Raw genomic sequence first — 12,504 nt, 5'->3', positions numbered from 1 at the left:
AGCAAATATTTTGTATTGCGAGACATATCCTTTGTGGCTAGAATGACTAAAAAATGACTAGGCGATTAGTTTATAAGGAAAGTCTATGTTTCGTAAGGTTTTTAGTATTTTTTCACTCCCTCAAAGAGGTGATGGTTTTTCTCATCAGATAAATGTGGAAAATCCGGATATAAATCCTGAAACACAGACGGCTAGTGTAATTTCTGAACAAGAAGCATTGCAAATACGAATTGATCAATTAAAACAGTTCAAAGCAGAAATCGAGGAAATGGAGAGTCAATATAAGAAACCCTTCTTCAGGTGGCAAGCCTCAACTGTATTAGGCAGCGTTACTTTAACGGCTGCACTGGGAGCGGTAATCGGCCGCTTAAATCACAAGTTCTTCAATCCTTACTGGGAACAGAAGGACCTTTTGTATAAGCAAAGATTCGTATTTATGCAACACAGGGGTGAGGAATGCAGGCCAGTTTCTTTTGGGTGCATGGATTACTATCCAAACTTTCTTCACTTTGGTTCAGATCCTATGGCTTATTGCAACCAATCAGGTTACTCGCCTTTAGAAAATATAGTATGCCCAGACCTGTATATTCAGGTATGTTTAAATATTATGGACACAATGTGTAACATTTTAAACTCAACCGACTTTCAGTATATGGATGACGATGCAAACAGGCATAATTTGGAAACGACTTTAAACCAGTTGATCGGGGCTTGTTGTCTGACGCCATTATTTGGACTTATGATGCTGGGCTTAATAGATTGGTTTAAAAATAAAATGCGAATGGATCTTATTCCTGTTTCAGCCTTGCAAAAAGAAAAGCTACAAGAATACATTAGTCAAACTGGTAGCAATATTCATCTTAATATAAGCAAGAAAGGGCTAGATAAGGAGTGTATTAATAGTACTGAATTGTATTCTCAAATTGATAAAGAAATAGCTTGGGCTAAGGCCAAACTGGTTGTAATAAATATTGATCGACAAAAGAACAATCGGCCGTCCTTTTTTCAACCGGATGGCAATGAGCAGCGTGCGGAGAGTGTCGTTCCTGACGAATCAGTTTACTTAGACCTGCAATTGCAATAGGTTGTGTTTATTGTGGTTCTTCGGCCTGAGGAGCCCAAGCGGCGTCTCGTAGGCTCGTACGGTGTTCAAGCCTTCGAGACGGAGCTATACTATGCTCAGGCTGAACAGATTGCCCTAATCATTCTCTAATAGTTTAGCGGATGCATTTTTCTTCATCACAATGATACTGATGCGCCGATTTTTTGGATTCAACGGATTCTTTTTATCCAATAACACCGTGGATGCATAGCCGGTAACGCGCATGACCTTATCCTCCTTCAAGCCTGCTTTCAGCAAAGCCCTTCTTGCGGTATTAGCCCGCTGCGTTGAGAGTTCCCAGTTGGTTTGTTCCAAATCCTCGGGATTGTGGTAGGGGTGGGCATCTGTATGACCCTGGATAGTGACTTTATTAGGAACCTCGTTCAACAGCACTGTAATTTTCGCAAGGATTTGCGCCATGGCCGGATCGATTTCGTCACTGCCCAATCCAAACATCGGCTTGTCGTCATTATCTATCAACTGGATACGTAATCCTTCAGAAGTGACATCCATCAACATTCTATCTTTTAACTCAGCCAAAGAAGGATCATTGTCGATGCTGAGCATGATATTGGATTTCAGTTCCTGTAACTGCTTCATTTCATTTTGCTGGAGATTGCCGGCAGTCGATTGCTGACCCTCCTTGGCAGGCTGGTTATCCCCTGAAACCTGGCCATCCTTTTTTTTCAGATTATCACCGCCGCCTTGTACAGTCAGTTCACGGGATCCCATACTGTCACCGCTAATCAACGATATTTTGAGCGGTTGTTTGAAATACTCAGCCAAGCCTTCTTTCTGTGCTTTATTTAAGGAAGCCAGCAGCCACATTAGCAGAAAAAAGGCCATCATTGCGGTTACGAAATCCGCATAGGCAATTTTCCACGAGCCTCCATGGTGGCCAGAATGATGGCCCCGGTTCTTTTTTATAATAATGGGGGGTGTTTCTTCTTTGCTGGCCATATGAATTCCTATGCCGTTTTGGGCGTTTTAATTTCCTCACTGAGCTCATTGAAGGAAGGTCGTTCATCATTGAATAATACTTTTCGTCCAAACTCTAAAGAAATGATAGGCGGGTTATTGTGCAAACTGGCCAGGATGATGACTTTAATGCAGTTCAGCATAATCTGTGTCTGATTGGCGCGTTGTTCCATCGCTTGCGCAACAGGACCAATAAAACCATAGCCCAATAGAATACCCAGAAAAGTGCCCACCAGAGCCTGTGCGACAAGTACGCCTAGCTGTGCCGGTGGAAGATTAATGGACTCCATGGTATGCACTACCCCAAGAACAGCTGCGACAATACCAAAAGCGGGCATTCCATCTGCAAGTTTTGTGACTGCATTCGCGGGAATCATTTCTTCCTGATGATGTGTTTCTATTTCAGCATCCATCAGCGATTCCAGTTGGAATGGCTGCAGGTTCGAAGTAATAATCAGGCGGAAATAATCGCAAATGAAGCTGATGATATGATGCTTGGCTGTAATGCGCGGGTATTGGCTAAAAATGGCACTATTTTCGGGGTCGTCGATATCCGCTTCCAGAGACATCAACCCTTCCTGCCTGGCCTTATTGAGCAGGGCATACATCAGGCTTAACAGATCCATATAAACTACTTTTGGCGATTTCTGGCTTTTAAAAACTGCAGGAATTGCTTTCGCAATCGATTTTAGAGCAGCCGGGCTGCTTCCCACTATCAATGAACCCAGTGCTGCTCCGGCAATAATCAGTAATTCCACGGGTTGGAATATGGCTTTCAAATGACCACCGGCTAGCGCAAATCCTCCGAATACACTCGCCAAAATAACCAGATATCCAACTAAAATCAGCATATATTTCCTTATTTCCACTTAAAATAATCTATGATCAACGATATCCACGAATCCCCGCGGTAAAGCACCCGAATCCCCGCGGTAAAGTACCCGAATCCCCGCGGTAAAGTACCCGAATCCCCGCGGCGAGGACCGCGGGGCCCATCTAATAATCCTTGCTGAGCACTTCAGCTGGCACATCCTGCATGGGCCCCGCGGTCTACGCCGCGGGGATACGTGGGACTACGCCGCGGGGATACGTGGGTCTACGCCACGGGGATACGTGGGAAAGCACTCCCCCTTACTTCAAATAATCGTATACGACTTTTCCGTAAGGCAATACCAAATCAGAAAGCACATGTACTGCACTAACCACTTTTTTGACCGGCAACAAGGCAATGGGGGCCAGCGCGTGGTGGAAAAGCTCCAGCTGAGCAGGACCTGTCCAGGCGCCTTTGATGACCACATCCTGTAATTCATACTCGACCAGTTCGCATACACGGGTTGTGCCATCGACATGGGGGATGAGTTTCAGTAAGTAGCAGGGGCTAACCATGGATTCATGGACTTTCTTGTGGTTCAGGCTCTCATATTTATAGCCCATTGTGGCGGTAGCAATACGTGTGGTTTCATAGTCAAGGATGCCCATCAAGGTTTCCTGCACTACGTAAAGCTTGGGATTCGCCAGTTTCTTGGGGAAACCCCAGATTTCACGCCCTGCAGCAATCGGCGGCAGATCATCCAGATACATGGCATGCGTATAGCCTCCCTTGCGCCCGCGAAAACTTACCGGAATAACCTGCCCAGATTCAGTATAATCACCAAAACCGGTAGAATCGGGCATGCGGATGACTTCAAATTTTACCAGGGGCTCGGTAACTTCCAGTGGTGCCGGTACAAATTCGCGCAGCAAATCAATATCTGTTTCATAAGTGATGATTAAATATTCGCGGTTATTAAAGCGATAGGGTCCACGGGGATAGGCTGGACTGCATAAAGGCATGGCAAATGCCTTGTCCCTCACGTCAGATTCCTTCATGTTCAACTCCTTTTGCTATACGCTATTATTCCATAAACCAGCCATGGCTAACTACGATGGATTGACCAGTAAGGGCATTGGTTTCAAAAGCTGCCAGGAACAGGGCGGTATTAGCCACATCATCCACTGTCGTAAATTCACCGTCTACTGTCTCCTTCAGCATAACATTTTTAATCACTTCCTGTTCGCTAATACCTAATTCCTTGGCCTGTTCCGGAATTTGCTTGTCAACAAGCGGTGTTCTTACGAAGCCGGGGCAAATCACATTAGAGCGCACGCGATAGGCAGCGCCTTCTTTAGCGACAACTTTACACAGTCCGAGAAGGCCATGTTTTGCAGTTACGTAAGGGGCTTTTAATTTTGACGCTTCTTTGGAGTGAACAGAACCCATGTAGATAATGCTGCCGCCTTCGCCAGACTCATACATGTGTTTCAGACAGGCGCGCGTTGTTAAAAAGGCGCCATCCAGATGGATTGCCAGCATTTTTTTCCAATTGGCCAGGGACAGTTTATCAACCGATTCGATGATTTGAATACCGGCATTGCTAACCAGAACATGGATATTGCCAAATTTTTTAACGGCGTCTTCAATCCCTTTATTAACCTGGTCTTCATTAGTGACATCCATTGCCACAGCCATTGCTTCACCGCCTTTGGCCTTAATTTCACTGACAACCTGTTCTGCCTGATCCAGATTCAAATCGGCAATGACAACTTTCGCGCCTTCACTGGCATAGAGCAGGGCAATTTCCTTACCAATTCCGCTGGCGGCACCGGTCACGACAGCAACTTTATTCTGAAGTTTCATAGCACAATCCTTGTAAAATGGTCTGAGAAGAAGTATAGCAGCAATTTGAATTAGCGCATCAATTCAATGGGTTAATTTAAGAAATGTGTATTGAAGAATAGCAGGGGGCGTGTTAGGTTAAGCAGGAATGACAGGTTAGTAATCACGTGGAATATAAATGGACTGGATGGAAATACTGGAGCATATCAACGAAGATCAGGCTTATCTCTACATGATAATTCGAGCGACTATCCTTTTTTTGATTAGCACAATTATTTTACGTTATGGAAACCGCCGATTTAATTTGCAAACCTCATTTGATTACCTGCTGCTTATCATATTAGGCGGCTTGATCAGCAGAGGCATTAATGGTTCAGCAAACTTATTATCAACACTGGTTGCAACATTCTCTCTCATCATTTTACATCGCATTATTGCAATGCTCACTTTAAGATTTGAAACCTGTGAACACATTTTGAAAGGGCGCTGTTATTTGCTGCTCAATGACGGAAAGTTTCAGGAAAAAACGATGAATAAACTGCACATCACTGAAAACGATGTGATAGCTGAAATGAGGCGTCAGTTAAATACTGAAGACTTTAGCAAAGTCTCAAAAGCATACCTGGAGAGGACAGGTTCGATAAGTTTTGTATGCAAATAAAAACTTGGCCTGCTTACTGCGGCTTGTCTCCAGCATCTCAAAGGCTCAATACCCAAAGCCTTCGAGATGGAGCTATACTCTTCAAGCCTCAACGAGGCCTGCAAATCAATAATAGTAATATCGATTGTAATAGTAGCGTCTGTCCTGTTCCCTGCCTATATGATGGCCCACCAGCGCACCGGCACCTGCTCCGATTGCTGTTCCCAATGCATCTCCTCCGGAGACCGCGTAGCCAATACCTGCACCTGCTGCAGCACCTGTTGCAGTTCCTACTTCAGTATTAGTACAGGCTGATAAAAAGGTAGTTGATGCGCCGACAAAGGTTAGAATCGCCAAGGTTTTTTTCATGATGTTTTTCCTCATCTTTTAAGGGTCCTTCATAATCATGATAGTCTATTTTTGATCATTTAGATTAAAAAATGACTTTATATCTATTGTAAGAAACCTTGAGAAAAAATAATTCAACCAGTAGTATTGGCAAATTATTCTAAAAAAATGAGGGCATTATGTTCCGAGGTAGTATTGTTGCTTTGACCACTCCCTTGCATGAAGACAAGGTGGATGTAAAAGCGCTGCGCGAGCTGGTTGAATTTCATATTGCCGCCGGCACCCATGCGATCGTGGCTGCAGGGACCACGGGAGAATCAGGTACTTTGAATAAAGAAGAGAAGCACTTGGTCATTAAAACTGTTATAGAGCAGACCCGCGAGCGTATTCCGGTAATCGCCGGAACTTCTGCCAATGCGACCAGGGATTGCATTGAATTAACCCGCATGGCAATGGAATGCGGAGCGCATGCGGCGCTCATCATGACTCCAGCCTATATTAAGCCAACTCAGGAAGGTTTATTTCAGCATTATAGCCACGTTGCCGAAAATGTTGCCATTCCAATCATTCTGTATAACGTTCCCGGACGTACTGCCTGTGATTTGCTGCCAGAAACAGTCGCAAGGCTAGACAAAATTTCAAATATTATTGGTATCAAGGAGGCGACAGGGCAAATGACAAGGCTTCAGCAAATACTGCGCCTTTGTGAGTCCCGAATGGATGTCTACAGCGGGGATGATGAAACCGGCGCACGCTGGATGCTGGCAGGTGCCAAGGGCATTATATCAGTCACAGCCAATGTCGCTCCCCGATTGATGGCCAAAATGTGCGACGCGGCATTTGATGGCGATCAGGCTGCCTGTTTACGCTATAACGATCAGTTAATGCCTCTTCACAAGTTACTGTTTTGCGAGGCGAATCCAATCCCTGCCAAATGGGCATTAAGTAAAATGAACTTACTGGAAAATGAGTTGCGCCTGCCCCTGACTCCTTTGTCTGAAAGTTATCATGAAGCACTGGAAAAAGCGCTGCAGGACTTGCAGTTGATTTAGGAAAAGCCGTGTTGCTCCCTTGGGAGCAAACAAGTTAAACTGGTGGATGAATTGCCGCCGCTGGATCCTGCGGACAAGCCGCAGGACGTAGGAGGATGATGAGAGGTTCCGTGGGGGGCTGTCGCCTATGTTCCCGTGGGGGGGAGGTCTACTTTCCGTGGCTTGTCCACGGAATCCAGGGGTTTGCAGGACGTATAATGCTGAAAAATATAAAAAAGTTTTGTAATTCTTTTAGATAATGGGGATAGTTGTGAAAAAATGCTTTATAGTTATGATAATAATGGTGTTGTTCTCTGCTTGCTCGCGCTATGCCAGCAATGGGGAAAATTTATATCTGGGAAGCCATAATGGACCATCACTTAATGTACCGCCGCCCCTGACCAGTGAAAATATCAGTCATTTCTACGATTTGCCTGATCAAAGACAAAACGCCCAAGTAAGTATTGTTCCGCCGCTAGATGCAGGTGAGCAAGCAGGCTAACAGCGAGGTTGACAAGAAATGTCCAGTGAATCTGACGAATTAAAAGTTATCCAGGAGCTTTCCAAGCGAATGGTGGAAGCGCAACGTAAAATTCGAATACTGGACAGTATCAAATGGGATGACTCCATTAAAAATGAGTTCTTCGAACACAAAGCCCAAAAGCTGCCTCCGGTTAATAAAGCCTATTATGATAACAAACCGCTGCCTTTCGACGCCCAGGAAAAGAAAGAAGAGTTTCGTCTGATATTGCGTGATGCAAATAATACCCTGGGGCAATACTCTCCTGTTACCCGTTTGTTAAAACGCCAGTGTGAAGAGTACAGCCGTGCAGTTGAAATGCTGGAAGCCAGAGGAACACCTGCATTTAGTGAAATTGCCATGGATTTATACGGCAGCCCTAATGATGTTTTTTATTCCGGCGGGCCGCGTTTATCCGAATTGGGCACCTTGCTGTTCGATGTATTAACTGCCCTTGATGTTCAATTGCAATCGGATGCTGACTTAAAGCGCCATACCCCTTTTCAGGCCCAACAAATACTGGAAGCCCGGCTGGGCGCCTATTTTGATCAGCATCCGGGTAAAGTGACCGTAGTGGTCAGTGATGATATGGTTGCAGATGCTTCCGCTGGTGCTGACAATATTAAGTTAAGCCAGCATGCCATGTTTAGCGATCGCGATTTAAAATACCTTGAGGTACACGAGGGCTGGGTGCATGTTGGCACTACCTTAAACGGTTCCATGCAGCCTTATTGCTTTTTTTTGGGTAAAGGCTCTCCCTCCAGTTCGGTTATTCAAGAGGGATTAGCCGTTATTACCGAAATAGTAACTTTCTCCTCCTATCCTGGACGGGTACGTAAAATTACCAATCGGGTCATCGCTCTGGATAAAGTACGCCAGGGGGCTAATTTTCTTGATATCTATCGTTATTTCCTCGAATGCGGCTTAACGGAAGATGACAGTTATAATCATGCCGTCAGAGTCTTTCGCGGCAGTACCCCCACCGGCGGTCCATTCACCAAGGACTTATCCTATTCGAAAGGCTTTGTTCTTATTTACAATTTTATTCGTTTTGCCATAAGCCAACAGCGGGTTGATGCGATTCCCCTGTTATTCTGCGGCAAACTGGTCTTGGATGATATACCCTTATTAAGGGACCTGCGCGCTCACGATCTGTTAATGCCGGCTGTTTATCTACCGCCTCCCTTTCGTGATCTGGCGGCTCTAAGCGCCTGGATGAGCTTTTCCCTGTTTCTTAATAAATTCAGTCTGGCCGAGATATCCAAAGGATTTGGTTTCCTGTTAGGATAATAATTAATCAGGAGAGGTTCATGGGACTATTAGTAAATGGGCAGTGGCAGGATCAATGGTATGATACTGATAAAACCAAAGGGGAATTTAAACGGGAAAATGTCAAGTTCCACCAGGCAATAAGTCCTGATCCCAAGGCTGATTTTCCTGCCGAAGCCAATCGCTATCATTTATATGTTTCCCTGGCCTGTCCCTGGGCCCACCGAACCCTGATTTTCCGAAAATTAAAAAAGCTCGAATCAATAATAGACGTGTCCATTGTTCATCCTCATATGCTGGATAATGGCTGGGAGTTTAAAAAGGATTCTAACGCGACTGGGGACAAATTGTATGATCTGAAGTTTCTACATCAACTGTATACAAAAGCGGTTTCGGATTATACAGGGCGTGTCACTGTGCCAGTCCTCTGGGATACCCAAAAAGAAACGATTGTTTCCAACGAATCAGCAGAAATTATTCGCCAGTTTAATAGCCGCTTCAATGCCCTTACTGGTGATACCCAGGATTTTTATCCGCCCAAACTGCGTGCCGAAATTGATGAACTTAATGAGCGAATTTACAACACTGTTAATAATGGTGTATACCGTTGTGGTTTTGCCACGACACAGGAGGCTTACGAGCGGGCATTTGTGGAGCTGTTTGATAGCCTGGATTTTCTGGAATCGCGTTTATCTGGCCGTCAATATCTTGTAGGTGAACAGCTAACCGAAGCAGATTGGCGTTTGTTTACCACCCTTATTCGTTTTGATGCCGTTTATTTCGGGCATTTTAAAACCAATCGCCAGCGGATTATGGATTATCCGCATTTATTCGCTTATCTCAAACGGCTTTACCATCATCCAGGCGTTGCCGATACTGTGAATTTCGAGCATATTAAACAGCATTATTATTTTAGCCATCGCATGATTAATCCAACCCAAATTGTGCCCAAGGGGCCGCTTCTTTATCTGGATTAATTCGTGAGTTCTATGTTTTAATAAGCATCATTTTTATTGAGAGAAAAGAAATGACCTTCGTAATTACTGAAAGTTGTATTAAATGCAAGTACACAGATTGTGTGGAAGTTTGTCCTGTGGATTGTTTTTATGAGGGTCCTAATTTTCTGGTGATTAACCCGGATGAATGCATTGATTGTGCCCTCTGCGAACCGGAGTGCCCTGTAAATGCAATTAAATCAGAAGATGATTTAGAGGATAATGAAAAAGTTTTTAAGGAATTAAATGCTGAGTTGTCTCAAAAATGGCCCAACATCACCGTGAAAAAGGATGGTCCTCCTGATGCGAAAGATTGGGAAGATGTGAAAGACAAACTGCAATATCTGCAAAAAGACTGGTGAGCGCTATTTCAGTCAGCACAGATCCAATCGCTCATTGCAGAAGGCTTTTTAATGAAAATGGCCGATTGTCCACCGCTATTCCCGGTTTTGTAGCTCGGGAGGCGCAAGTGGAGCTGGCTGCTGCTATTGCAGCCAGTATTGAAAAAAACGCTATCCTGATTGCTGAAGCCGGTACTGGGACAGGAAAAACCTTTGCTTATCTCGTTCCCTGTCTCCTTAGCGGCAAAAAAACGCTTATTTCTACTGCAACAAAAACTCTGCAAGACCAACTATTTCAAAAAGATTTACCCAATCTGATTAGGGCGCTTGGTTTATCCTTACAAATTCAGAATTTAAAAGGGCGGGCCAATTATATTTGCCGGCACCGAACCGAGCTGCATGCCCAGGAAGGGCGCTTTACTCAAGCACAAGCGGTACATGATTTACTGTTTATCCGCGAAAAACTGCCATTACTGCAAACTGGCGAACGCTCCGAATTGCCTGAAATCAATGAAGATTCAGCAGTCTGGCCTTATGCGACTTCGACAGCAGATAACTGCCTGGGAAGCGAGTGTGAGCACTATAAAGACTGTTTTCTCGTAAAAGCGAGAAAAAAGGCCATGGATGCCGATCTGGTGGTAATCAATCACCATCTGTTCTTTGCAGACTCGCAACTGAAGGAAGAAGGATTTGCGGAACTATTGCCTGGTGTGGAGGTGGTCGTTTTTGATGAGGCACACCAATTGGCCGAGATTGCTGCGATTTTTAACAGTGAGCGTTTAAGCACCAGACAATTAACCGAAGCGGCAAATGATCTCCTGCTTGAATGGCCGGTACTGGATTTACCCAATCAGCCCTTTAAACAACTGGCCATGGAACTTGATAAAACCATTGATCAGTTGCTGCTCTCCATCGCCAGAGAAGAGGAAAAATTGCCTTGGGAGCAAGTCATTAAACAAAAGCAGTTTGAAACATCCTGGAATTCGCTGCTCAGTATTCTTGATCAATTCATTGCCGGGATTGAAAATGCAGCCTGTGAAGAGCAAAAGGGGATAGGCAATTGCCTGGCGCGATTCAAAGAGCTCAAGTCGCTGAGTTTACGCTTGGCTGACAGGAACCAGCCTTTTATCCGCTGGATTGAACGATTTAAACAAAGCCTGACCTGCCATGCCACTCCCTTTGAAGTAGCCCAGGCATTTAAAAAACTAATCAGCAGACAGCAAGCGGCCTATATCTTTACTTCTGCTACCTTGACCCTGGAGTCCTCATTTAACTGTTTCCTCAAACCACTGGGGCTGGAAAATGCTGAGACAATGATTTTACCCAGTCCGTTTAATTATCAGGAACAGGCTTTATTATATTTACCCAGGGATTTGCCTGATCCCAAACATGTTCGTTATTATGAAGCGCTGCTGGAGAAAGCCTTGCCAGTTATCAATGCTTGCAAGGGCCGTTGCTTCTTCCTGTTTACCAGCCACCGCGCACTGAAAATGGTTGCTCAATTGCTTGGCAATACATTAAACTACCCGCTGCTTATTCAGGGGGATGAGGCAAAGCCGATTTTATTAGCCCGTTTTCGCCAGCTGGGTAATGCCGTGCTACTGGGTACTGCGACGTTCTGGGAAGGGGTTGATGTGAAGGGCAGTGCCTTATCTTGCGTAATTATCGATAAACTACCCTTTGCCAGTCCGACCGATCCTGTGATCCGGGGCAAAATGGCTTATTTAAAATCCCAGGGGTTGTCCGGCTTTGATGAGTTATCACTTCCCAATGCGGTATTGGCCTTAAAGCAAGGTGTGGGGCGTCTTATCCGTGATATTGATGATCGCGGTGTGCTGATGATCGCCGATCCCCGTTTGACGGGCAGGGATTATGGCAGGCAAATATTTTCCAGTTTGCCCACCCTTCGCAAAACCCGCGATGAGCAAACCGTATTACGTTTTATTGAACAATTGGCATTAGATGAAGAAATTATTGAGTATTGATACCTCCACTTCGCATGCATTTGCTGCAATCAGCATTGACGGCAGTGAAATGGTCATTGAACAAAGTGTTCAGCGAAAGCATGCTCAAACCCTGCTGCCCATGATTGAGGAATTACTTGCCAGTCATCAAACCAGCCTGCAGCAGCTGGATGGTATTGTCTTCGGCCAGGGGCCTGGCAGCTTTACGGGTTTAAGAATTGCCTGTTCAGTTGCCAAAGCCTTGGCCTATGCGCATGATTTGCCCTTATTCCCTGTCAGCAGTCTTATGGCGATTGCCTGGAATGTCAGGACATCTGGTAAAATTAATCCGGAATGCCCCATTCTGGCCATGATCGATGCCAGAATGCAGCAGGTTTATTGGGGCATTTTTAACGATCGGCATGAAACAGTAGAGCAGGTATCCGATCCCGTCAGTATTCATGTTGGGTCTGGAGAGGCAATCGTTTTGGCAGGCATAGGCTTTGAACCCTATTTGCCTCTTTTGCCTGAGTCCACCCGGGGAAATATAAGTCAGCAAATTGAGACTTATCCCAATGCCCTCTCCATGATTCATTTGGTGCAGGCCGGTAAGATTTTTCCGGTGGATGTTGCTGCTGCTGCTCCGGTTTATATCCGCAACAAGATCACTCAGTAAGGAGT

The 12,504-nt window shown here is 45.0% G+C and carries 14 protein-coding genes; 9 read left to right on the top strand and 5 right to left on the bottom strand.

Features of this window, described 5'->3' with window-relative positions:
• The first annotated feature begins 85 nt into the window (after positions 1-85).
• Positions 86-1,084, top strand: a complete 999-nt coding sequence (locus tag DYH42_RS11045; protein WP_058523630.1) for a hypothetical protein — start codon at positions 86-88, stop codon at positions 1,082-1,084.
• Positions 1,085-1,198: 114 nt separating this feature from the next.
• On the opposite strand, the gene motB is transcribed toward DYH42_RS11045, so the two are convergent.
• The 4 genes from motB to DYH42_RS11025 all read right to left on the bottom strand — a co-directional run bounded on the left by motB (position 1,199) and on the right by DYH42_RS11025 (position 4,757).
• Complete coding sequence (gene motB / locus DYH42_RS11040; RefSeq protein WP_058523631.1) at positions 1,199-2,062, bottom strand: flagellar motor protein MotB; 864 nt, start codon at positions 2,060-2,062, stop codon at positions 1,199-1,201.
• 8 nt (positions 2,063-2,070) lie between these two features.
• Positions 2,071-2,931, bottom strand: coding sequence for a flagellar motor stator protein MotA (motA, locus tag DYH42_RS11035; RefSeq protein WP_058523632.1), 861 nt, complete (start codon positions 2,929-2,931; stop codon positions 2,071-2,073).
• 280 nt (positions 2,932-3,211) lie between these two features.
• On the bottom strand, positions 3,212-3,949 hold the full coding sequence (locus DYH42_RS11030; protein ID WP_058523633.1) for an acetoacetate decarboxylase: 738 nt from the start codon (positions 3,947-3,949) through the stop codon (positions 3,212-3,214).
• 25 nt (positions 3,950-3,974) lie between these two features.
• Entirely contained in the window at positions 3,975-4,757 is a 783-nt protein-coding gene (locus DYH42_RS11025) for a 3-hydroxybutyrate dehydrogenase (protein WP_058523634.1), read from the bottom strand.
• Between the two features lie 157 nt (positions 4,758-4,914).
• On the opposite strand from DYH42_RS11025, the gene DYH42_RS11020 reads away from it, so the two are divergent.
• Positions 4,915-5,397, top strand: coding sequence for a DUF421 domain-containing protein (locus DYH42_RS11020; protein WP_058523635.1), 483 nt, complete (start codon positions 4,915-4,917; stop codon positions 5,395-5,397).
• 105 nt (positions 5,398-5,502) lie between these two features.
• Here the strand turns inward: DYH42_RS11020 and DYH42_RS11015 are convergent, their stop codons facing one another.
• Positions 5,503-5,745 carry a glycine zipper domain-containing protein gene (locus DYH42_RS11015; protein WP_058523636.1) on the bottom strand — a complete coding sequence of 81 codons (243 nt, stop codon included), beginning with the start codon at positions 5,743-5,745 and terminating at the stop codon, positions 5,503-5,505.
• Between the two features lie 158 nt (positions 5,746-5,903).
• On the opposite strand from DYH42_RS11015, the gene dapA reads away from it, so the two are divergent.
• The 7 genes from dapA (at position 5,904) to tsaB (ending at position 12,499) form a co-directional block, all read left to right on the top strand.
• Positions 5,904-6,776, top strand: coding sequence for a 4-hydroxy-tetrahydrodipicolinate synthase (dapA, locus tag DYH42_RS11010; RefSeq protein WP_058523637.1), 873 nt, complete (start codon positions 5,904-5,906; stop codon positions 6,774-6,776).
• Positions 6,777-7,047: 271 nt separating this feature from the next.
• Positions 7,048-7,257 (top strand): hypothetical protein, encoded by a 210-nt coding sequence (locus tag DYH42_RS11005; RefSeq protein ID WP_237759013.1) that lies wholly within the window; start codon positions 7,048-7,050, stop codon positions 7,255-7,257.
• An 18-nt stretch (positions 7,258-7,275) separates the two neighbouring features.
• Positions 7,276-8,565, top strand: a complete 1,290-nt coding sequence (locus tag DYH42_RS11000) for a flavohemoglobin expression-modulating QEGLA motif protein (protein WP_058523639.1) — start codon at positions 7,276-7,278, stop codon at positions 8,563-8,565.
• A 20-nt stretch (positions 8,566-8,585) separates the two neighbouring features.
• Positions 8,586-9,521, top strand: a complete 936-nt coding sequence (locus tag DYH42_RS10995; RefSeq protein WP_058523640.1) for a glutathione S-transferase family protein — start codon at positions 8,586-8,588, stop codon at positions 9,519-9,521.
• A gap of 50 nt (positions 9,522-9,571) precedes the next feature.
• On the top strand, positions 9,572-9,901 hold the full coding sequence (fdxA, locus tag DYH42_RS10990) for a ferredoxin FdxA (RefSeq protein WP_058523641.1): 330 nt from the start codon (positions 9,572-9,574) through the stop codon (positions 9,899-9,901).
• Positions 9,898-11,865, top strand: coding sequence for a DNA repair helicase YoaA (gene yoaA, locus DYH42_RS10985; RefSeq protein WP_420324123.1), 1,968 nt, complete (start codon positions 9,898-9,900; stop codon positions 11,863-11,865). The genes fdxA and yoaA overlap by 4 nt, the downstream gene beginning before the upstream one ends.
• The gene (tsaB, locus tag DYH42_RS10980; protein WP_058523642.1) at positions 11,843-12,499 is read left to right on the top strand and encodes a tRNA (adenosine(37)-N6)-threonylcarbamoyltransferase complex dimerization subunit type 1 TsaB; all 657 of its coding nucleotides are present in this window, start codon (positions 11,843-11,845) and stop codon (positions 12,497-12,499) included. Before yoaA ends, tsaB begins: the two co-directional genes overlap by 23 nt.
• Positions 12,500-12,504 lie beyond the last annotated feature (5 nt).

The organism is Legionella birminghamensis (assembly GCF_900452515.1).
In the GTDB taxonomy this organism is placed as follows: Bacteria; Pseudomonadota; Gammaproteobacteria; order Legionellales; family Legionellaceae; genus Legionella_C; species Legionella_C birminghamensis.
This window is presented reverse-complemented; position numbering and strand designations above follow the sequence as displayed.

What these genes read in the sequence shown, in the direction of transcription:
- DYH42_RS11045 (WP_058523630.1), top strand. Translation starts at nt 86, where the DNA reads ATGTTTCGTAAGGTTTTTAGTATTTTTTCACTCCCTCAAAGAGGTGAT.
- motB (WP_058523631.1), bottom strand. Translation starts at nt 2,062, where the DNA reads ATGGCCAGCAAAGAAGAAACACCCCCCATTATTATAAAAAAGAACCGG.
- motA (WP_058523632.1), bottom strand. Translation starts at nt 2,931, where the DNA reads ATGCTGATTTTAGTTGGATATCTGGTTATTTTGGCGAGTGTATTCGGA.
- DYH42_RS11030 (WP_058523633.1), bottom strand. Translation starts at nt 3,949, where the DNA reads ATGAAGGAATCTGACGTGAGGGACAAGGCATTTGCCATGCCTTTATGC.
- DYH42_RS11025 (WP_058523634.1), bottom strand. Translation starts at nt 4,757, where the DNA reads ATGAAACTTCAGAATAAAGTTGCTGTCGTGACCGGTGCCGCCAGCGGA.
- DYH42_RS11020 (WP_058523635.1), top strand. Translation starts at nt 4,915, where the DNA reads ATGGACTGGATGGAAATACTGGAGCATATCAACGAAGATCAGGCTTAT.
- DYH42_RS11015 (WP_058523636.1), bottom strand. Translation starts at nt 5,745, where the DNA reads ATGAAAAAAACCTTGGCGATTCTAACCTTTGTCGGCGCATCAACTACC.
- dapA (WP_058523637.1), top strand. Translation starts at nt 5,904, where the DNA reads ATGTTCCGAGGTAGTATTGTTGCTTTGACCACTCCCTTGCATGAAGAC.
- DYH42_RS11005 (WP_237759013.1), top strand. Translation starts at nt 7,048, where the DNA reads ATGATAATAATGGTGTTGTTCTCTGCTTGCTCGCGCTATGCCAGCAAT.
- DYH42_RS11000 (WP_058523639.1), top strand. Translation starts at nt 7,276, where the DNA reads ATGTCCAGTGAATCTGACGAATTAAAAGTTATCCAGGAGCTTTCCAAG.
- DYH42_RS10995 (WP_058523640.1), top strand. Translation starts at nt 8,586, where the DNA reads ATGGGACTATTAGTAAATGGGCAGTGGCAGGATCAATGGTATGATACT.
- fdxA (WP_058523641.1), top strand. Translation starts at nt 9,572, where the DNA reads ATGACCTTCGTAATTACTGAAAGTTGTATTAAATGCAAGTACACAGAT.
- tsaB (WP_058523642.1), top strand. Translation starts at nt 11,843, where the DNA reads ATGAAGAAATTATTGAGTATTGATACCTCCACTTCGCATGCATTTGCT.